Genomic DNA, 18741 nt, shown 5'->3' on the forward strand with positions numbered 1-18741 from the left:
AGTCGCTTGCGACTCTTTTCGCGCCGATGCGCGCAAGCTTTAGCTTGCATAATTCATCTGCGCATCGGTCGCATCTATAGCGTAGCGATTTATATTTGATAGGAATACTATCAAATATAAGTCGCGCACAGTGCAAGCACCGCGATAAGGTCAGTGATGGTGAGCATAAGCAAGTTCCTCCAACAAAGATTTCTCATGAGAGATTTCTATGATTAACGGAGGTCACAGTCCTCCGGTTGAAGAACTAACCGCCTACCGTAATTACTGGTAGCACCAAGTAATAATTATAAAGAACGAATGTTCTGGAGTCAATATTTGATTTTGGGGAGAGAGAATATGAACTACAAAATAATAGATAAAGAAACATACTACAGAAAAGGTGTATTTCGCCACTTCTCAGAGGATTGCAAATGCTCGACTTCTATGACAGCCAGGATTGATGTTACAGATCTGGTTCTTTTTTCTAAAAAAGCAGGAACAAAGTTCTATATCAATTTCCTCTATATTCTTTCGAAGGTTCTCAATTCGCGAGACGATTACAGAATGGGGTATCTATGGCAAACGGACGAGCTCATCTGCTACGATGTGATCAATCCTACTCAGTATGTTTTTCACGAAGATACCGAGACTTGTACTCCTGTATATACAAGATATGATGAGGACTATGAAAGTTTCTACGCAGATGCTCTGAAGGATGTTGAAGAGGCTAAGAAAACAAGAGAATATATGCTGGATATGGCTAATCATCCAAACTGGTTTGATGCATCTTACATATCATGGCTTTCATATGATTCGCTTAATATTGAACTTCCGGATGGGCATTTGTTTTTTGCACCTATTATCAATTGGGGAAAATATCGCGAAGAGAACGGCAGACTTGTTATGCCTGTGAGTGTTCGATTGAATCATGCTATAGCTGATGGCTATCTGGTTGCGAATGTGTTCCGGCTTTTGGAAAAAGAGGTACAGTCTTTTGTGGAACCCTGATAATTATAAAAACATTTACGAGGACGACCATGTTGAAATTCATACACTTGTTTAAAAATTACTATCTGGGAATATCGCTTATAGGTGTTGCGGCATTTGTCATACAGGAGATTCCGTATATGATAATGCCGCTGATAAAACCTGCATCCAATCCGATAATGAACATGCAAAATGAGATTAAATGGCTTGAAACGGTTCAGGGTATATTTGGATTTCTGTGCATGATTTTGCTGATGCTGATCGTGAGGGATGATGTGAAAATTTTTTCGATAGCATCTGCAAGAGAAAAAATCTTTTTCTGCTTAACCATTCTAATGATACTGATTAACTTTGTGGGATGGGCATTTTATTACAGCGGATATCAACGTGGATGGTTGATAGTATTAAGCCAATTCGCGGCGGTTCCTTTGTACTATCTTTTCTTTGGATTGTGGAAGAGCAATTATCTATTGGTTGGAGCGACAGGCCCGTTCTTTTTAATTCACACAATAAATGGAATATTGAATTTTGGGGTGAGGAAGTAAATTTAGGTTGCTTATAGGCGATGTTAACGCAAGATTGCCGGGGGCATGATTTTAACGATTAAAAAGAAAATCGGCGAATAAACAGCGAAAATAGGTAAATACATAATTCCTGCTGTCGAGAAGAGTACTTATGGCTTGATCATGACAGCGGGAAATATAGTTTTATAAAAATCCGCTGTCGAAAAGTAGGCTTGTACCTTGATTGTGACAGCGGGAAATATAGTTTTACAAAAATCCGCTGTCGAGAAGAGTACTTGTGGCTTGATCATGACAGCGGGAAAAAACAGTTTTATAAAAATCGCTGTCGAGAAGAGTACTTGTGGCTTGATCATGACAGCGGGAAATATAGTTTTACAAAAATCCGCTGTCGAAAAGAGTACTTGTGGCTTGATCATGACAGCGGGAAAAAACAGTTTTATAAAAATCGTTGTTGAAAAGTAGGCTTGCGCCTTGATCATGACAGCGGGAAATATAGTTTTACAAAAATCCGCTGTCGAAAAGCAAGCTTGTGTCTTGATTATGACAGCGGGAAAAATAGTTTTACAAAAATCCGCTGTCGAAAAGCAAGCTTGTGTCTTGATTATGACAGCGGGAAAAAACAGTTTTATAATAATCGCTGTTGAAAAGCAAGTATTGGCTTTAATTATGGCAGCGAGAAATGCAAATTTATAAATTCCGCCGAAAACTCGCTGCAATATATAGGGACATTGAAGAATCGGCGCTAAAACCGGTACAGATGAGGCACCATAAATTTTTTTACGAAGGTGATGACTATGGATATGACTTTATATAGAGAGCAGAAAATAGTGGAGTATTTGGAAAAGACATACAATCCTACTGCAATTATCAAGTACGGATCATATGCTGATGGTAGTGCCAATGAGAATAGCGATTTTGATGCGCTTGTGATTGCCGGAGATGTTGAAAAGCATGATTCGTCTGTAGTTGCGGATGCTGTTTTGGATGTTTGGATTTATCCTGAGAAAAAGTTTTTTTCTGAGTATGATCCCGAGAAATTTCTTCAAGTGTTTGATGGCATTATAATTCAGGATCAGAATGGAGCGGCAGAAAAACTAATTAGAAAAGTAAATGAGCATATAGACCAAGCTTCGACGAAATCTGATGATGAAATAGAACAAGAGATTAATTGGTGCGAAAAGATGCTTGCAAGAACTGTCAGAGAAGATGCGGAAGGCTATTTTAGGTGGCACTGGCTTCTTATGGACAGTCTGGAAATCTATTTTGATATAAAGCATTTGTATTATCATGGCCCTAAAAAGGCACTGCGATTTATGAAGGAAAATGATCCGGTGGCATTTGACGTATACTTTCGTGCATTAAAAGAGATGAATCGAGACAATCTGGCTCAGTGGATTAGAACGCTGAGGGATATGAAATAAGAAGCGCGACATCAACCTGACAAATCTTCGCAAACGAGGAAATGTACCTAATCCGGATCTCGTCCATAATGGACTGTGTAAGAGGGAGAACAAAAGCATGGAATGGATCGAAGCATTACAAAAAGCCATCACGTATATGGAGGAGCATCTTCTCGAGGAAATCAACTATGAAGATGTAGCGAAGCAGGTGCACACGTCGAGCTACGAGTTTCACAGGGCTTTCAGTTTCGTGACGGGCTTAACGGCCAACGCGTATATAAGAAACCGCCGCTTGTCTTTGGCGGGAAAAGAAGTTGTGGAGACCGATGCGAAGATCACCGATCTGGCGATGAAGTATGGATATGAGACACCGGAAAGTTTTACCAAAGCGTTTACAAGATTTCATGGTGTTGCGCCCAAAACAGCCAGAGAAGAAGACTGCAAACTTGTGCTTTTTAATCCGCTTACGATTACTATATCTGTGAAAGGTGGTAAGAGTATGGATTATCGCATTGTTCAAACAAAGGAAAAGAAGTTTATTGCACTGGTAAGAGAGTTCAGCAACGGTATCATTAACGACGAAGCAAATCACGATGTAGCGGACTTCTGGGGAGAGTGCAACAGTAAGCAGATGCTTTCTCCGATACTTATGCTGAGAGAGGACGGGAAGCGCGACCTATACGGCCTTTGCAGTCCAACGAAAGAAGGAAAAGATACTTTTGAATACGGCATCGGCATCATTATTGATGAGGATACCAAAGAGTTTGACCGGAATGATCTGGAGAAAAAAGGTTTCCGCATCTGGGACGTCAATCCCGGTACATATGTGGTCTTTGAATGTGTAGGCGAAGACGGCGACAGCATCGCTAAGACCTGGGTAAAGTTCTATAAGGAGTTTTTGCCGCAGATGGGCTATGAAGCTTCTGAAGAGACTGACTATGAACTTTACTACGACGGAACCAGGCCGGATATATTCTGCGAGCTGTGGATCCCGATCAAGAAGAAGTAAAAAACAGCAACTTTAAGTTTATGGAGGAAACGATTACATATAGTATATAATGCAATTATATCGCAACTATTGTTTTAGCAAATACTATTTGTAAGAAGTGAGTGGGGTTTATGAAAGCTGTAAAAGAAAATAAAAGAACTTATAGGCAAATCAAAAGTTTAAAGGATATACCGCGCGCAGAACTGGGAGAAGGAGCGTATGATTTTCTGTGGCAATTTTTGGGCATGTGGTTACTTGTGTTTTCAGTTTTCTTTGGTTTATTTTTTTTGTGGAGCGATGAATCCGTCAGTTCCAGAACAAATGCAAACATAGTCATAATGTTTGTACTGGCAGTATATCTGCTTTTTGTGAAAAATGCATTTAGGGAAAAAATGAATAAGCGTGTACTTAGAATGAATCCGGATGGAATCATATATGAGTGGCCGTTTGGGATTACAAAACAGCACAGCTATAGTGAATGGGCAGAATCTATAAATGCAGGACACTATCGCATAGGAAGCCGCGGCATTGAATTTTGGCTGGGATTTGAGAAGATAGTTTTCTTTTATAATGTGGGCCATTTAGGTGAGCGAAAAAAAGCGGAAGAACGATATGAAATGTTCGTTGATTATTTGGCTGAAGTTGATCCAATGCTCAGAGAAAAACTGCCGAAGTTCACGAAGGAAAACATCGATTTACTGGATAAGCGCTGTTTTTACCACAGGAGTCGTAAGCATCAACTGATAGTAATGTTTTTTAATATGTTCTTATTTCTTATGTTGATTGATTCAGGTGGACATAAGGGAGCGGTTGCTTCAGCATTTTTTTGCGGAATAATTGAGATATTTGTTTTGTATTTCTTGTCCAAAGGTGCTTATTACAACTATAAAAATGAAATGGAAATCAGAAAAAAAATGCCGGATGAGACCGGATTGGTGCGAGATGATGGCATTGGAATTTTAAGACCATACTGGGGATTTATATATGTAGTTTTGGTGTTTGGAATAAACTATGCCATGCAGTGCGCTATTTTATGGTTGTAATTTGTTGGAAGACTTTTTTAGCATAATAATTGATATGGGTAAAAAATATGATACGTGAAAAATTATATGAATTAAAAGAGTGGAAGGGCGTTGTACATACGACATGGAATCCAAACGGACCCGGTGTGATCAGAATCCACATGATTCCGCCCAAATTTAGATTATTTCATTTTGCACCTTCTACGGTTATTTTAAATGGTCAGGATGTGTTGCCAATCAATGAGGCATGGGCGATTCTTTTAACCGAGTTTGTTCGTGGGGTTAATAGTTTTGGCAATGGACAGATGAGCCGGGAAATTCTTGATGATATTTTGCTGGGTGTTTTTCATCGCGTAAGAAAAGTATATCCAACTGTATCAGACGAGCTTCTGAAAGAAGATTTGCAAACAATCGTCAGCACTTTTGATGACATTGCAAGAAATGAGCTTCCTGCTGTTGATATTGGAATAATGAGTCTTTCTGAGTATGCACCTCATATGACAGCGCCGCATAGAATGGACCTTATGGTATCAGCCATGACAAAAGACGGCAACTGGGCATGTAATCAGCATTGTCTTCATTGTTACGCCGCAGGCCAAAAATATGCGGAAACTAAAGAATTGTCAACTTCTGAATGGAAGAAGGTAATTGATTGTTGTAAGAGTGCAAGAATACCTCAGCTTACTTTTACCGGTGGAGAGCCGACTTTGCGAAAAGATTTAGTTGAGCTGATTCGATATTCGCGATGGTTTGTGACGCGATTAAATACTAACGGAATACTTCTGACAGAGCAGTTGTCTAAGGATTTGATGGACGCTGAACTTGACAGTGTTCAGGTAACTTTGTATTCGCATATTGAAGAAGTGCATAATGAGCTGGTTGGTTCAAAGCATTTCAATGATACGATAAACGGAATAAAAAATGCGTTGGCAGCAGGTTTGAATTTAAGTGTTAATACACCATTATGTTCACTTAATAAGGATTATGTAGGTATGCTGGAGTTCCTGCACGAATTAGGTGTGCAATACGTGACTTGTTCAGGTTTGATTGTCACGGGAAATGCTACTTCGGATGCATCAAGACAATCCCAGCTTACAAGTGATGAATTATATGAAATATTACGAGCTGCAAAAGAATATACCGACAATCATGACATGGAAATAGATTTTACATCTCCGGGATGGATTGATAGTGGAAAATTAGCGCAGCTTCACATGGTCGTACCAAGTTGCGGGGCATGCCTTAGCAATATGGCAATTAATCCGGACGGTAGGGTAATACCATGTCAAAGCTGGCTATCCGATGATACCCTTGGCGATATGCTCAAGGATCCTTGGAAGAAGATTTGGAATGGGCGAAAATGTAAGAAGATTCGAATGGAATCTGCAAAGGCTGAAGGAATATGCCCTCTTCGTAAAATGAATGAAGGGGAGGTAGTACATGAATAAAAGAATATTTGGTTTTGCTGTTGCAATAATCTTTTTTGCAAGTTTGTTATACTGCCCGGTTGTAAAGGCGGCAAAACCTTTAGATCACATTCATGATTATGAAGTGACGGTAGATATGCGTAAAGATGGCTCCTGTGATATTTCGTATCATATCGTATGGGAGGTATTGGACAGTGAATCAGAGGGGCCGTTAACCTGGGTAAAGGTTGGATTAGCCAATAGATATGCCGATGAATTTAAAGCGATTTCCGACAATATTGATTCCATAAGTCATTACATTGATGATGGCGATTACGTAAGGCTTAACCTGGATAAAAGATATACGGCAGGAGAAACACTGGTACTTGATTTTTCGCTTCATCAAAAAAATCTTTTTAAAATGAAAAAAGATTGTGTCAATTATAAATTTACTCCGGGATGGTTTCCGGATACGCCGGTAGATAAAGTGGTAGTTCGTTGGAATGCTGAGGATGTTTTGGATGTCAGAGGTAATCCTAAGCTTGAGAACGGATATTATGTATGGGTCAATGATGCCGGTGGATATAATCTGAAAGAAACTGCACGACTTTCTTATGACATAAATCAATATGACTATATGTCGGGAAATGTAAGCGACAAACCTTCGAATGACCAACATAGAGCTGACATTAGCGAATTATATACTGACGAGGACAAGCAATTATGCAGTATTATGTTATTGGTTATACCATTAGGCGGACTGCTTATATGCATTGTCCTTATGAGTGTGTGTAAGGCGGTACGTGAAGATGGATATTCGGAAAAAAGAGGACTTGGTGCAAAGTTTTATATAGATCAGGATTTTAATAAGAGCACAAGTAGTAATTACCATGTCCATGACGGTGGCGGTGGTGGCGGATGTGCATGCGCCTGTGCATGTGCATGCGCTTGCGCGGGAGGTGGCCGTGCCGGTTGCTCCAGAAAAGATTTTTATGGCACCAGGCTGTATACGAAGGATATTTACGATGCGCTGAAGAAATAAGGGGTATAAAAGGGGTATAAGCGCATGGGGGTGAAGTTTATGGAGGAAACGATTACATATGGAATTGAAGAGAATTGAGCATAAACTTACTGTTTGCAAAGTGGCAGAGGCATCCAATATTAACATGGATGCCCCTTTCTACTTTATCGGTAAGACTGATGAAGAGTTGTCATTGGTGTGCAGAACGGAGGATGCGCCACAAAACACGCTCGAGCGTGATGATGGCTGGAGAGGCTTTCGTATTCAGGGGGTTCTTGATTTTTCATTGGTCGGCATTTTGTCAAAGCTGTCCGGCATACTCGCGGAGCATAAAATCGGAATCTTCGCTGTGTCGACATATAACACGGATTATATTCTTGTGAAAGAAGAAAACTTTGAGCGAGCGTTGGACGTTTTGGCGTCTGAAGGGTATATAATAGTATGATATCTTAACTGAAATTACAGAAATCCGCACTGGCTGCGGATTTCGTGAGAACATGATTCAGGAGTCAACCAAGCCCTATCGACGAAGTCGATTCAAATTAGCTTGGTTTATGCATTCTTGAACTTCATGTTCAAGAATGCATAAAATGCAATTCTATCGCAACTATTGTTTTAGCAAATACTATTTGTAAGAAGTGGGTAAGTTAAGTCGCCGAAATAAAGAGGTCATGATTAAAAAAGAAATGCGAATTTAAAGTTTTACGTTTAAAGTTTTGCTTTACGGAAAATAGAAGTGGAGATAAAGCGGCGGAAACCGGTGAATGTATGATTTTCGCCGCCGAAAAAGAAGCATTTTTTTAATTATGACAGCGAAATAAACGGTTTTATAAAATCCGCTGTTGAAAAGCAAGTTTTTGTCTTGATTATGGCAGCGGGAAATGCAACTTTATAAATTTCCGCTGTATTTAAGTTGAGTCCGGAAAGGGTACTATGAACATACAAGTTATTAGGGCAACGGAAACATGGCAGCAGGCCGGTGCTTATTACGTCCGAATACATGGAATGGCAAAACAACACAATATTACGCTAAGGCGTGAGTTTGATGAACATGATAAGCCGGATACAAAATATATATGACAAAATACATTATAAAAGGAGAGGCAATTAAATGTTTGAAATAAAGGACTGCGAGGACTACGAAGTAGCGAAAATGCTGATCAGGGAATACTCTGAAATAAAAGGTGCCGAGAGCTGCTATGTATCATTGGATAAAGAATTGGCGGATCTTGGCACGTATTATAAAGGCGGAGCTCTTTTGATTGGATTTGAAAATGAAAATCCTATAGCTACTATCGCGATTAAACATGTAGATGATGAAACCTGTGAAGCGCGAAGACTGTATATTAAGCCTGATTATCGCGGAAAAGGCTATGCAAGAATTCTTATGAATGAGATGTTGGACAGAAGCCGAGAGCTTGGTTTTAAAGAAGTGAAATTTACTACCAAGCCGGAAGTGATGAGCGTTGGATATGGTCTGTATAAGCGCATGGGTTTTGAAGAAGTTGATTGCACTGACGGTGTGGCTTCGATGAGAATGGCTTTGTGATAATTAAGGAGACGTTAAAGTGCCTGTATTATTTGAATTGTTTTTTACCTTTGCCAAAATAGGATTGTTTACCTTTGGCGGAGGTTATGCGATGCTCTCTCTGATAGAGAATATTTGCGTTGAGAATAAAAAATGGATAACACATGATGAAATGATGACGGTTGCGGTAATCGCGGAGTCTACACCGGGGCCTATAGCGATTAACTGTGCAACCTATGTCGGATATAAGAAAGGTAAATTACAGGGAGCAATCGCAGCAACGCTTGGGGTGGTGCTCCCTTCTTTCATAATTATCTATTTAATATCAAGATTTCTGGATCATTTTCTTGAGATAACCCGGGTAGCAAATGCTTTTAGGGGAATCAAGATAGCGGTGGGAATTCTTATCATAGACGCAGCTTTAAAGATGCTAAAAAAGATGAAAAAAGCGCCATTGCAGATTTCAATGGTCTGCTTTGCTGTGATTTCAATGGTAGTGATCAATCTTTTTTCACTAAATATATCTTCGATGGTATTGATGCTCGCGGCTGCAGTTATTGGACTTATGGTATTTATGATAAAAAATGCGGAAAAGGAGCGGGTAGAGAAATGATATATCTTGATTTGCTCATAGGCTTTTTGGAAGTCGGCTTCTTTTCTTTTGGTGGCGCCTATGCAGCGATTCCACTTATCAGGGATGTGGTTATGACTCATGGATGGCTCGATGAAGAGATGTTGACATATATGATCGCAATAAGCGAAAGTACTCCCGGACCGATCATGGTAAACATGGCTACATATGTGGGAAGTGAAAAAGGAGGACTTATAGGTGCGGCAATTGCCACTACAGCGGTTGTGTTGCCGGCTTTTTTCATCATTTTGCTGATCATGGTAGTTATGAATAAGTTCCTCCAAAATCAATATGTAAAAGCGGTTTTGAGTGGATTAAAGCCGTGTATTATCGGTATTATTTTGGTTACGGGAACACATATGCTCGTAAAAAACTGCGGACTGTTATTTGATTCCAAGGCGGATTTTCTCACAATCGGGCTGACCTGCGCTATTGCGCTTATATATTTTGGCTCAAGGAAGGTTTTGAAAAAGGGCCTGAATCCTATCATGCTTATTTGTTTGTCGGCAGTGGTGGGAATTGTGGCATATTCATTATAGAAAGCGAATAGCATAGGAGGAAGAAAAATGATTGATCTTGATGCATTGGTAAAAAATTTTTTCCCTAAAATAAAAGAAGTCGGATTAGCTGCTAAGGCAGATGAAGCCTCGGTTGTAGAATCTTTGAAAAAATATCCAAGGGATATGCTTGAGGACTTGGGCGAAGAAGAGATTGTCGTCTTTATGCTGGCGGCTGTTTCGTTTTCGGATGCATTCCTTACAGATTTTGAAGGCATCGGGTATGATGAATTTCTAAAAGAAATCCAAGATATTTCAGCCGGAGAATTGTCTTTTAGTGATGTAAACAATAATGTTTCGGAAGAAATTCTTGAAAAGGGAATCGGAACAAGTGAAGTGTCTTTTAAATGTAACGGGGAAGCGTTCAACTATACAGCCAAGGTGTATTACGATTGGTTTGATGTTAAATTCATATCTTTCTTAAAAACAGTTTTTGAGAAAAAGGGGATTGAGAAAAGGCTGATAGTTTTCGGTGACCCGAACGGAACTTTTATCACATATAAAAAGCCTGAGTTCGTTAAGAAATTCAAAGAAAACTTCCCGATGATGAAGGCTGATATAGCATAAGATTTTAGAAGTTTGGTGAAAAAAACGTGATTTACCAAGCCGGAGGATTTGAATGGAATTTAGAAAACTAACGGAAGAGGATTTATTGTCATTGCTTGAGTTATACAAACAGCTTCAACCTGATGATTCTTTATCTTCAGAAAAAAGTAAGATTGTGTGGCAGGAAATTCAGAATAATCCGAATATTCAATATTTTGGAGCGGTTGATGACGGCAAGGTAGTATCTACTTGTTATGCGGTGTATATTCCTAATCTTACAAGAAACAATCGGGGTATCTGCTTTATTGAAAATGTAGTAACGGATGAGAAATACAGAAATCGGGGATTGGCGTCAAAGGTCATTGATATGGCCGTAGCATACGCGAAAGAGAAGGATTGCTATAAGGTTATTCTTCAAAGCGGAACTGCACGGGGAGAGGCGCATAGATTTTATGAAAGCAAAGGATTTGACGGGGATTCAAAAAAGGCATTTGATATGAGACTATGATAATGTTTCGGGAGGTCTTTTGTATGGAAAAAGAATTGTATATTAAGCAATTAAAGCCTTTTCTATATCTTATGGATGAGGCGCACGAAGCAACGGGGTACATAGTTGTAGGCGATGAAAGAGTCTGCGTGATCGATACGATGAATGGCTATAATGACCTTCACAAGGTTGTCAGGGAAATTACTGACAAGCCGATCGTTGTTGTAAACACGCATGGCCATCCGGATCATATCTTTGGGAATGTATACTTTGATGAGGCATACATGAATCCTAAGGATTTTGAAATGGCATCGTCTTTTTTTAATGAGCCTGAATTTGTGAAGATTTGTAATGAGAAAGGCTTATCTGTTCCTCCGCTTAAGCCGATTAAAGGCGGCGATGTGATAGATCTTGGCGGAAAGACACTTGAAGTATATGAACTTCCGGGGCATACTCCCGGCGGAATTCTGTTGCTTCTAAGGGAGGAGAGGATTCTTTTCACAGGTGATTCCGTTAACCATCATTTATGGATGCAATTGGACGGCTGCCCGGAGATGCAAGAATACGTAAAGGCGCTTGATAAGATCATGTTCTTGGAAAAAGAGGCTGATGTGATATTGCACGGGCATGCGACAGGCTTTGACGACATATCATTGCTCAGGTGTATGCGGCAAGGTGCAGTTGAAATATGCAACGGCGAAACAGAAAATGACCTGCCATACAATTGGTTCGGCGGCGTGGCAAAGCAACATCCGTTCAAGCTTGAAAAAGGTAAGGAGTATGACCAGACTGTGAGCGTTATATGCTATCGGTAAGTAATAAAAAATTGACTGGGATGTTGCAAAATGTTATAGTGTAACTGGAAAATAGTTGCAAAGGAGTTGCTGTGCCAAAGAAATCTAAGTTATTGGAAAAACTGTTGTCAAAACCGGCACCAACAAGCTTTACCATACGAGAGCTTGATGCTCTGATGAAGCAGTGTGGATGTGAAAAATTTGAAGGTGGAAGAGGTTCAGGAATAGGTTATTATCATGTGGAAACTAAGCGAATACTTCAGTTTGATGGACCACATCCGGGAAACGAATTATATCGATACCATATTAAAATGATTAAAGCTTTTTTGAAGGAAGTAGGTGAGATAGAATGATCAGTTCATTGATGGAATACAATGGGTATCATGCAAAAGTTGAGTTTGACAGTGAGGACCAGATTTTTATAGGTCATGTGCTTGGAATCAATGACTCTTTGAATTTTCATGGAGAGTCTGTAAAGGAGCTAACTCAGTCAATGCACGACTGTATAGATAATTACCTTGATTACTGTAAACAAGTTGGAAAAGAACCTGAACGCGAGTTTAAAGGATCTTTTAATGTGCGTATTAAACCGGAGCAGCATAAAAAAATCGCTTTATACGCTGCAAATGAGGGAATCACGATAAATCAGTTTGTATCAAGGGCAATAGATGATGAACTTGATATTCTTGAAGGATAAATTGAAATACTATTAGTATATAAAAGTACCAAGCGAAACATAATCCGTGCGGTACTTTTTTGATATTACATATTCTTGAGTTTTTTTTATGAGATGACTTAGAGGAAGCCAAAAGGAAGGTATAAAAATGGATAGCTTTGTTGATGCATTATTATCTGTCAAAACTGATAAAATCCCAGATGAATATGATTGGTTTGCACCGCTTATTGGTGATTGGAATTGTGATTACTATGATGAATTTAATGGTCAAAAAAGATATGTAAAGGGAGAGTGGCTCTTTAGAAGAGTGCTTGAAGGTGCGGGAATACAGGATGTTTTTATATTTCCGTCGCGTGATACCAAAGAAAAAGCGCCTCAGCCGGATGGTGAATACGGCTCTTCTTTGCGCATGTTTAATCATTTTGAGAATTGCTATGATGTTGTATATACATGCGATCACTGTATGAAGAGACTGCGTTTTGATAAGAAAGGCAATGAACTTGTGGGAAAGGTTCTGGATGAAGAGAATACCTATTGGATTTTTTCTGATATTACTGATAACAGTTTTACTTGGAAAAACGTAATGATTTCTGATGATGGCACTTACACTCTTGATTGTGAAATACACGGAAAGCGTGTGAGATGATCATGTTTTAGGGGAGCATTTATTTGGAAAAAAGGCTATAGACACAACTGTCTAATGCAGTAAATACGGCAATTCCCGCTTTGTGTCGTGTTAATGCTGCTTCGGATTAAATTATCATGCAAGGGAAGGAGGTATCCCATGGATCAGAAGAAGATAGGCTTATTTTTAAAAGACTTGAGAAAAGAAAAAGGGATTACCCAGGAAGAACTTGCGCAGCTCCTTGGTGTGTCTTCAAGGAGCGTTTCACGTTGGGAGACAGGATCTAATATGCCGGATATTTCTCTTTTGTCCGCTATTGCTGATTATTACGATGTGGATGTGCGAGAAATAATTGATGGCGAAAGGAAAAGCGGGATGAATGAAGAAATAAAAGAAGTTGCCGACAAAATGGCAGATTACGCAGGAACGGAGAAAAGCAGTCTTTTCAAATGGGTAAGGATAATCAGCCTGATAGGAACAATGTTTCTGACTCTGGCAGTTGTGTTTCAGTGCATTGAATATGAGCCTAATATATTCAGGTTCGGGGCGGTTGTATTATCTTTTTTGGGATTGGTGGCATTTGCCATAACAACGCTTTATGCCAATGGAATATTGGAAAAACTTGCCGAGAAAAAACATTTTACAACAGTTGTGCGTGTAATTGTCATTTTGCTTATCGTAATAAGCATAAAATTTATCATGATGAGTACCGTTATTATCGGACTTGGCCTTTTGGAGGCTAGCCAGCCCTATGATAAGAAGTCGGGAATCGATAACTATGATAAAGAGTATTTGCTTGAAGAATACGGATCTGATCTTGATACCGGATTATTTATTTTTCCAAATGATGGCCAAAATGCTGTTTCTGTAGAATATGAATCGTCTCTAAAATCAGGGATGTTTGATACGGATGGATATATATTTTTTTCTGCCACATATGAAGATGATGAGTTCAAAAAAGAAGTCGAACGTTTGTCAGAAATATCTTGCACGGTGTTCGAATCAAAGCATGAGGATAGTGATTATCATATAGGAAATATCATATATGATACTGAAAGCTATAAGTTTCCTGCATATGTTGCATCGGACGGGTATAGTAGTGTTTATGAGTATGCACTTATCGATAATGAAAATAAGCGGATTATTTATGTATTATTATCACATCCCGATATAGCGAATGATGAATCGGGGACGATTCAAACGGAGTATTTGAAAAAAGATTTAAATGCATATGATCTGAAGAATGGATCTACACTTGAAAGATTTTCAATTTACAGTTTTGGGTTTTCAAAGGGAATTTGGAGTGAATATTCTCCAGAAGACGAGGGAAGAGAAACATCAGGAAATCCCAGGTAATCCAAAGTGAAAAAAGTGATCGGAGGAGCTTAGATATGCTAAATACAAGGGTAAAAGAATTTCTTGAAGAAAACGGTTTTGGAGACAGGCTTACAGAGCATGCGGAGACTATAGATACTGTTGAACATGCGGCACAGCAGATTGGTTGCACAGAGTCTGAGATTGCAAAGACGCTGTCTTTTATTGTGCAAGGCTGACTTCTTGCATCGAATAGAGAATGCTATTACGGGTATAGAATCCGAGAAAAAGATTTATGCACGCAGAAATGAGTGAATGTGGTAATGGCTTTACGGGCATAGAATCTGAGAAATGGATCTGTACACGTAGAAATGAGCTAATGTAGAAGTGACTTTACGGACATTAAAACCCTAGAATTGATCTGTACACGTAGAGGTAAGTGGATTTAGGAGTAATAATACGGACATAGAATCCATAAATAGATTTTGTACACGTAGAAATAAGAGAATGCGAAATGGCTTTTACGGATATAAAGTTTGTAATTGATATACAAGGATGGGGTGGTTAGATGAAAATAATTGTTTATAACAATGCATTAAAATCGAGGCACAAGAATATGATAAGAGAAACGGCAGAGCAAGTAGGTGCTGATGTATGTTTTATAGAATCTGAAGACAGCATTCCGGAGGAATTCGAGGATGCAGAAATCTTTTATGGGCCCGGATTAAAAACAATCGGAAAGAGTAAGCATATTAAGTGGTTTTGCGCGCCCTCTGCGGGGGTTGATTTTCTTTTGAAACCGGGTGTATTTGCAAATGAGGACTGCATCATTACTAATTCTGCAGGGGCATATGGAGTCAGTATTGCAGAACATATAGTCATGTTGAGTCTTATGTTGATGAGACAGATGCATGTTTTTTTCAGAAAGTCTATTTTGGGAGAATGGGGCAGACCGTTGCCTCAGAAGTCGCTTAAGGACTGTAGGATTACGGTGCTTGGTACCGGTGATATCGGAAGTTCTTTTGCAAAAAGAGCGAAAGCGTTTGAACCTAAGAGTATTGTAGGCGTGTGCAGGAGTGGAAAATGCAGCGAAAGTTCTTTTGACAAGATATTCAGAATTGATGAGCTTGATGAAGTGCTCCGTGATACCGAGCTGCTGGTCATGTGCCTTCCGGGGACTGCGGAGACAGAAGGGGTGTTATCCAAAGAAAGAATGGCACTTCTGCCTCAGGGCGCATATGTTGTGAACGTCGGACGCGGATCGGCGATTGATGAAAGCGCACTTGTAGAGAATCTTGAGAGTGGAAGGCTTGCGGGGGCGGCGCTGGATGTGTTTGCAAACGAGCCGCTTTCGGAGGCAAGTCCTCTTTGGAATACTAAGAACCTGATCATAACGCCGCATGTGGCAGGCAATTTGACACTTGATCATACGCTTGATAAAAATGTTGAAATGTTCTGCGAGAATATGGTCAATTACGCCGAGGGCAGGCCGCTTAAGCATGTGATTGATAAGGCGAGAGGGTATTGATACAGGTGTAGGGGCGAAGAGTGATGTGGCGTAATCGCATGACTGCAGGAGAAGAAATGGCAATCTGAGCCATATGGATTTTTCGAGATGTTATGACCCTAGAAGGTAAAAAAGCTGATTTGGGTCATATGGCTTTGCGAGGTGCTATGACCCTAGAAGGTGAAAAGGCTGATTTAGGTCATATGGCTTTGCGAGGTGCTATGACCCTAGAAGGTGAAAAAGCTGATTTGGGTCATATGGCTTTGCGAGATGCTATGACCCTAGAAGGTGAAAAAGCTGATTTAGGTCATATATCTTTGCGAGATACTATGACTCTGGAAGAGGAAATTGCGGAATAGGGTCATTCGCAGGAGCGGAATCGGATGACTGCAGAAGAGAAAATGCCACGTTGAGTCAACTTCCGGGGGGAGCCGCATGACTGCGGAAAAGAAAATCACCAAGTTGAGTCAATCGGCGCCATGAAATCAATCCACAACAATATAGAACGAAGGTGAAAGCATGCAGATAAAATTTTACGACAAGATGGAAGATTCACATCTTAAATTTGCGGTTATTATTGCTAAGATGGATGGAAAGTATGTATTTTGCAAGCACAGAGAGCGCAGTACATATGAGATTCCGGGCGGGCACAGAGAAGATGGCGAATCTATATTGGATGCCGCAAAGCGTGAGCTTTATGAGGAGACCGGTGCGGTGAAGTATGATATCAAACCGGTCTGCATCTATTCGGTTACAGCGCCTGATGAGTTCGATGGAGCGGAAACTTTCGGCGGCCTGTTCTATGCTGAGATTAAAGAGCTGGAAAAAGAGCTCCACAGTGAGATCGAGAGAATTGCGTTCTTTGATGAGGTGCCGCAAGAGCTGACTTATCCGCTGATTCAGCCAAAGCTGATTGATGAGGCGAAAAGACGCGGATTTATAGGTTAAAATCGATGTTGATCATGATTTTGGTGATGAAACCGATAATGAGCTTGATTTCCGATGATGGAAACAATGCTAATCATGATTTTACGGTGATGAAACCGAATAGAGCAAATGTAGCTAATATGCTGGCTTGGAGGCTTATCGGATGAAACGTTACGAATACGGAAATCCCGATTCTGCAAATGTGCTTGTTCAGATGATCGGGGAACACGAAGTTTCGGGGATGGAAAAAGAAATTGCGCATATAAAAGAGAATGTCGGAGACGATTTCTTTTTGCTTGCCTATAAGGTTGAAGATTGGAATATGGAGCTGTCGCCGTGGCAGGCACCTGCAGTGTTTGGAGATGAAGGTTTTGGAGGCGGTGCGGGTGAGACGCTGAAAGAATTATTACAGGATTTGAGAAGTGGTAATGTGCTGTCTGAGTATACGAATGATGAGGCACTGTCAGAGAAGACTAAAGATAAATTATTTTCACCGCTGACAGGTGGCAAAGAAGTTACGGGAATATCACGTGAGAAAAAGAAATACTTCATCGGCGGATATTCACTCGCGGGCTTATTTGCGCTGTGGGCGGCTTATCAAACAGATCTTTTTACCGGAGTGGCAGCAGCTTCGCCGTCTATATGGTTTCCGGGATTTGTTGATCACATGAAAGCAGGCAAGATCAATGCGGACAGAGTGTACCTGAGCCTTGGAAATCGCGAGGCAAAGACAAGGAATTCCGTGATGGCGACTGTTGCGGATTGCATTGAGATTTCTTTTGACCTGTTGCGGAAGCAAGGCGTTATGAGTATGCTTGAATGGAATGAAGGAAACCACTTCAAGGATGCGGACATAAGGACTGCGAAGGCGTTCTCGTGGGTGCTGAATGGACCCGGGGGACGGGGGTAGTGGACCATTAATTACACTAAATAACTGGATGAAATGGGGCTTGAAACATGAAAAAGAATGGTTACGTAACTTTGGGCAATACTGTGATGCATTATGTTGCTTTTGGAGATGGGGCGAAAAAACTGGTTGTTTTGCCGGGATTGTCGGATGGACTTGCTACGGTGAAAGGAAAAGCGTGGATTCTTGCGGGTTCATACAAGAAATTTTGGGCTGACTATACCGTTTATATGTTTAGCAGGAAGGAAGACATGCCGGATGGGTACAGCATCAAGGATATGGCGGATGATCTGGCTTTGGCGATGAAGAGTTTGGGAATTGAGAAGGCTTCTGTTCTTGGCGTGTCGCAGGGCGGAATGATAGCACAATGTCTTGCCGTAAATCATTCTGAGATGGTTGAAAAGCTGATTCTTGCTGTGACGGCGCCGTATGCCAATCCTGTTCTGAAGGATGCTGTGACGGGGTGGATCGATATGGCAAGGAGAGATGATCACAAGACGCTTATGATTGATACTGCCGAAAAAATGTACTCGCAAAAGTACCTTGATAAGAACAGAAAAATATTTCCGCTTGTTGCAAAGCTTACCAAGCCTGCAAGTTATGATAGGTTTTATAAGAATGCGTATGCGATTTTGGATTTTGATGTACGTGATGAACTCTCAAAGATATCCGCGCCGACGCTGATCATTGCGGGAAGCGATGATAAAACGGTAGGAAATGATGCGGCAGCAGAGCTTAGCGACGGCATCAAGGGGAGCGATAAATACATCTACAATGGACTTGGACACGGCGCATTTGAAGAAGCAAAGGATTTTTATGACAGAGTGCTGGAGTTTTGTGAGAGATAAATTTGTAAGCTTGTGATATGATAATAAATACGTCTGATTTTAGGTAGCACTTTCGGATTTGAAAAAA

General features: G+C 40.3%; 27 protein-coding genes. All 27 read left to right on the plus strand.

Annotated features, from left to right (window positions below):
• Positions 1-336: 336 nt before the first annotated feature.
• The 27 genes from G628_RS0106300 to G628_RS0106435 all read left to right on the plus strand — a co-directional run bounded on the left by G628_RS0106300 (position 337) and on the right by G628_RS0106435 (position 18674).
• A complete protein-coding gene (locus G628_RS0106300) occupies positions 337-987 on the plus strand; it encodes a CatA-like O-acetyltransferase, family 3 (RefSeq protein WP_027208745.1) in 651 nt (216 codons plus the stop codon).
• A gap of 29 nt (positions 988-1016) precedes the next feature.
• Complete coding sequence (locus G628_RS0106305; RefSeq protein WP_027208746.1) at positions 1017-1511, plus strand: hypothetical protein; 495 nt, start codon at positions 1017-1019, stop codon at positions 1509-1511.
• Between the two features lie 267 nt (positions 1512-1778).
• Entirely contained in the window at positions 1779-1952 is a 174-nt protein-coding gene (locus tag G628_RS19050; protein ID WP_207637987.1) for a hypothetical protein, read from the plus strand.
• A gap of 15 nt (positions 1953-1967) precedes the next feature.
• A complete protein-coding gene (locus G628_RS0106315) occupies positions 1968-2183 on the plus strand; it encodes a hypothetical protein (RefSeq protein ID WP_027208748.1) in 216 nt (71 codons plus the stop codon).
• Positions 2184-2284: 101 nt separating this feature from the next.
• Positions 2285-2911: a nucleotidyltransferase domain-containing protein gene (locus G628_RS0106320; RefSeq protein WP_027208749.1), complete on the plus strand. Its 627-nt coding sequence runs from the start codon at positions 2285-2287 to the stop codon at positions 2909-2911.
• 97 nt (positions 2912-3008) lie between these two features.
• On the plus strand, positions 3009-3899 hold the full coding sequence (locus G628_RS0106325) for an AraC family transcriptional regulator (protein WP_027208750.1): 891 nt from the start codon (positions 3009-3011) through the stop codon (positions 3897-3899).
• 110 nt (positions 3900-4009) lie between these two features.
• Positions 4010-4921, plus strand: coding sequence for a hypothetical protein (locus G628_RS0106330; RefSeq protein ID WP_027208751.1), 912 nt, complete (start codon positions 4010-4012; stop codon positions 4919-4921).
• Positions 4922-4968: 47 nt separating this feature from the next.
• A complete protein-coding gene (locus G628_RS0106335) occupies positions 4969-6348 on the plus strand; it encodes a radical SAM protein (RefSeq protein ID WP_027208752.1) in 1380 nt (459 codons plus the stop codon).
• Entirely contained in the window at positions 6341-7348 is a 1008-nt protein-coding gene (locus G628_RS0106340; RefSeq protein WP_026654263.1) for a hypothetical protein, read from the plus strand. Before G628_RS0106335 ends, G628_RS0106340 begins: the two co-directional genes overlap by 8 nt.
• A gap of 58 nt (positions 7349-7406) precedes the next feature.
• Positions 7407-7772: an ACT domain-containing protein gene (locus G628_RS0106345; protein ID WP_026654264.1), complete on the plus strand. Its 366-nt coding sequence runs from the start codon at positions 7407-7409 to the stop codon at positions 7770-7772.
• Between the two features lie 488 nt (positions 7773-8260).
• Positions 8261-8407, plus strand: a complete 147-nt coding sequence (locus tag G628_RS18455) for a hypothetical protein (protein ID WP_196803716.1) — start codon at positions 8261-8263, stop codon at positions 8405-8407.
• Between the two features lie 31 nt (positions 8408-8438).
• On the plus strand, positions 8439-8876 hold the full coding sequence (locus G628_RS0106355) for a GNAT family N-acetyltransferase (RefSeq protein WP_027208753.1): 438 nt from the start codon (positions 8439-8441) through the stop codon (positions 8874-8876).
• A gap of 19 nt (positions 8877-8895) precedes the next feature.
• Positions 8896-9468: a chromate transporter gene (locus G628_RS0106360; RefSeq protein WP_027208754.1), complete on the plus strand. Its 573-nt coding sequence runs from the start codon at positions 8896-8898 to the stop codon at positions 9466-9468.
• Positions 9465-10025, plus strand: a complete 561-nt coding sequence (locus tag G628_RS0106365) for a chromate transporter (RefSeq protein WP_027208755.1) — start codon at positions 9465-9467, stop codon at positions 10023-10025. The genes G628_RS0106360 and G628_RS0106365 overlap by 4 nt, the downstream gene beginning before the upstream one ends.
• Before the next feature lie 27 nt (positions 10026-10052).
• The gene (locus tag G628_RS0106370) at positions 10053-10610 is read left to right on the plus strand and encodes a hypothetical protein (RefSeq protein ID WP_027208756.1); all 558 of its coding nucleotides are present in this window, start codon (positions 10053-10055) and stop codon (positions 10608-10610) included.
• Between the two features lie 52 nt (positions 10611-10662).
• Positions 10663-11097: a GNAT family N-acetyltransferase gene (locus G628_RS0106375; protein WP_026668396.1), complete on the plus strand. Its 435-nt coding sequence runs from the start codon at positions 10663-10665 to the stop codon at positions 11095-11097.
• 23 nt (positions 11098-11120) lie between these two features.
• A complete protein-coding gene (locus G628_RS0106380) occupies positions 11121-11891 on the plus strand; it encodes an MBL fold metallo-hydrolase (RefSeq protein ID WP_027208757.1) in 771 nt (256 codons plus the stop codon).
• Between the two features lie 71 nt (positions 11892-11962).
• Positions 11963-12223 carry a type II toxin-antitoxin system HicA family toxin gene (locus tag G628_RS0106385; protein ID WP_026654269.1) on the plus strand — a complete coding sequence of 87 codons (261 nt, stop codon included), beginning with the start codon at positions 11963-11965 and terminating at the stop codon, positions 12221-12223.
• Positions 12220-12567, plus strand: a complete 348-nt coding sequence (locus tag G628_RS0106390) for a type II toxin-antitoxin system HicB family antitoxin (RefSeq protein WP_026654270.1) — start codon at positions 12220-12222, stop codon at positions 12565-12567. The genes G628_RS0106385 and G628_RS0106390 overlap by 4 nt, the downstream gene beginning before the upstream one ends.
• Before the next feature lie 127 nt (positions 12568-12694).
• Positions 12695-13192 (plus strand): hypothetical protein, encoded by a 498-nt coding sequence (locus G628_RS0106395; RefSeq protein WP_034500682.1) that lies wholly within the window; start codon positions 12695-12697, stop codon positions 13190-13192.
• A 138-nt stretch (positions 13193-13330) separates the two neighbouring features.
• Positions 13331-14527 carry a helix-turn-helix domain-containing protein gene (locus tag G628_RS18460; RefSeq protein WP_081670582.1) on the plus strand — a complete coding sequence of 399 codons (1197 nt, stop codon included), beginning with the start codon at positions 13331-13333 and terminating at the stop codon, positions 14525-14527.
• A 35-nt stretch (positions 14528-14562) separates the two neighbouring features.
• Positions 14563-14724, plus strand: coding sequence for a hypothetical protein (locus tag G628_RS18465; RefSeq protein ID WP_242827185.1), 162 nt, complete (start codon positions 14563-14565; stop codon positions 14722-14724).
• 329 nt (positions 14725-15053) lie between these two features.
• Positions 15054-16013 carry a D-2-hydroxyacid dehydrogenase gene (locus tag G628_RS0106410; RefSeq protein WP_027208759.1) on the plus strand — a complete coding sequence of 320 codons (960 nt, stop codon included), beginning with the start codon at positions 15054-15056 and terminating at the stop codon, positions 16011-16013.
• 92 nt (positions 16014-16105) lie between these two features.
• A complete protein-coding gene (locus tag G628_RS0106415; protein WP_027208760.1) occupies positions 16106-16351 on the plus strand; it encodes a hypothetical protein in 246 nt (81 codons plus the stop codon).
• Between the two features lie 160 nt (positions 16352-16511).
• Entirely contained in the window at positions 16512-16940 is a 429-nt protein-coding gene (locus G628_RS0106420) for an NUDIX hydrolase (RefSeq protein WP_027208761.1), read from the plus strand.
• A 142-nt stretch (positions 16941-17082) separates the two neighbouring features.
• On the plus strand, positions 17083-17829 hold the full coding sequence (locus G628_RS0106430; protein WP_027208762.1) for a hypothetical protein: 747 nt from the start codon (positions 17083-17085) through the stop codon (positions 17827-17829).
• A 47-nt stretch (positions 17830-17876) separates the two neighbouring features.
• The gene (locus tag G628_RS0106435; RefSeq protein ID WP_026668388.1) at positions 17877-18674 is read left to right on the plus strand and encodes an alpha/beta fold hydrolase; all 798 of its coding nucleotides are present in this window, start codon (positions 17877-17879) and stop codon (positions 18672-18674) included.
• Positions 18675-18741 lie beyond the last annotated feature (67 nt).

The sequence above is a fragment of the Butyrivibrio hungatei NK4A153 genome (assembly GCF_000424465.1).
Taxonomy (GTDB): domain Bacteria; phylum Bacillota; class Clostridia; order Lachnospirales; family Lachnospiraceae; genus Butyrivibrio; species Butyrivibrio hungatei_A.

Excerpts from the sequence above, each read along its gene's own strand:
- G628_RS0106410 (WP_027208759.1), top strand. The coding sequence starts at position 15,054 with ATGAAAATAATTGTTTATAACAATGCATTAAAATCGAGGCACAAGAAT.
- G628_RS0106355 (WP_027208753.1), top strand. The coding sequence starts at position 8,439 with ATGTTTGAAATAAAGGACTGCGAGGACTACGAAGTAGCGAAAATGCTG.
- G628_RS0106345 (WP_026654264.1), top strand. The coding sequence starts at position 7,407 with ATGGAATTGAAGAGAATTGAGCATAAACTTACTGTTTGCAAAGTGGCA.
- G628_RS0106415 (WP_027208760.1), top strand. The coding sequence starts at position 16,106 with ATGACCCTAGAAGGTAAAAAAGCTGATTTGGGTCATATGGCTTTGCGA.
- G628_RS0106330 (WP_027208751.1), top strand. The coding sequence starts at position 4,010 with ATGAAAGCTGTAAAAGAAAATAAAAGAACTTATAGGCAAATCAAAAGT.
- G628_RS19050 (WP_207637987.1), top strand. The coding sequence starts at position 1,779 with ATGACAGCGGGAAAAAACAGTTTTATAAAAATCGCTGTCGAGAAGAGT.
- G628_RS0106375 (WP_026668396.1), top strand. The coding sequence starts at position 10,663 with ATGGAATTTAGAAAACTAACGGAAGAGGATTTATTGTCATTGCTTGAG.
- G628_RS0106325 (WP_027208750.1), top strand. The coding sequence starts at position 3,009 with ATGGAATGGATCGAAGCATTACAAAAAGCCATCACGTATATGGAGGAG.
- G628_RS18460 (WP_081670582.1), top strand. The coding sequence starts at position 13,331 with ATGGATCAGAAGAAGATAGGCTTATTTTTAAAAGACTTGAGAAAAGAA.
- G628_RS0106435 (WP_026668388.1), top strand. The coding sequence starts at position 17,877 with ATGAAAAAGAATGGTTACGTAACTTTGGGCAATACTGTGATGCATTAT.
- G628_RS0106395 (WP_034500682.1), top strand. The coding sequence starts at position 12,695 with ATGGATAGCTTTGTTGATGCATTATTATCTGTCAAAACTGATAAAATC.
- G628_RS0106365 (WP_027208755.1), top strand. The coding sequence starts at position 9,465 with ATGATATATCTTGATTTGCTCATAGGCTTTTTGGAAGTCGGCTTCTTT.
- G628_RS18465 (WP_242827185.1), top strand. The coding sequence starts at position 14,563 with ATGCTAAATACAAGGGTAAAAGAATTTCTTGAAGAAAACGGTTTTGGA.
- G628_RS0106315 (WP_027208748.1), top strand. The coding sequence starts at position 1,968 with ATGACAGCGGGAAATATAGTTTTACAAAAATCCGCTGTCGAAAAGCAA.
- G628_RS0106430 (WP_027208762.1), top strand. The coding sequence starts at position 17,083 with ATGAAACGTTACGAATACGGAAATCCCGATTCTGCAAATGTGCTTGTT.
- G628_RS0106335 (WP_027208752.1), top strand. The coding sequence starts at position 4,969 with ATGATACGTGAAAAATTATATGAATTAAAAGAGTGGAAGGGCGTTGTA.
- G628_RS0106320 (WP_027208749.1), top strand. The coding sequence starts at position 2,285 with ATGGATATGACTTTATATAGAGAGCAGAAAATAGTGGAGTATTTGGAA.
- G628_RS0106305 (WP_027208746.1), top strand. The coding sequence starts at position 1,017 with ATGTTGAAATTCATACACTTGTTTAAAAATTACTATCTGGGAATATCG.
- G628_RS0106340 (WP_026654263.1), top strand. The coding sequence starts at position 6,341 with ATGAATAAAAGAATATTTGGTTTTGCTGTTGCAATAATCTTTTTTGCA.
- G628_RS0106420 (WP_027208761.1), top strand. The coding sequence starts at position 16,512 with ATGCAGATAAAATTTTACGACAAGATGGAAGATTCACATCTTAAATTT.
- G628_RS0106380 (WP_027208757.1), top strand. The coding sequence starts at position 11,121 with ATGGAAAAAGAATTGTATATTAAGCAATTAAAGCCTTTTCTATATCTT.
- G628_RS0106370 (WP_027208756.1), top strand. The coding sequence starts at position 10,053 with ATGATTGATCTTGATGCATTGGTAAAAAATTTTTTCCCTAAAATAAAA.
- G628_RS18455 (WP_196803716.1), top strand. The coding sequence starts at position 8,261 with ATGAACATACAAGTTATTAGGGCAACGGAAACATGGCAGCAGGCCGGT.
- G628_RS0106300 (WP_027208745.1), top strand. The coding sequence starts at position 337 with ATGAACTACAAAATAATAGATAAAGAAACATACTACAGAAAAGGTGTA.
- G628_RS0106390 (WP_026654270.1), top strand. The coding sequence starts at position 12,220 with ATGATCAGTTCATTGATGGAATACAATGGGTATCATGCAAAAGTTGAG.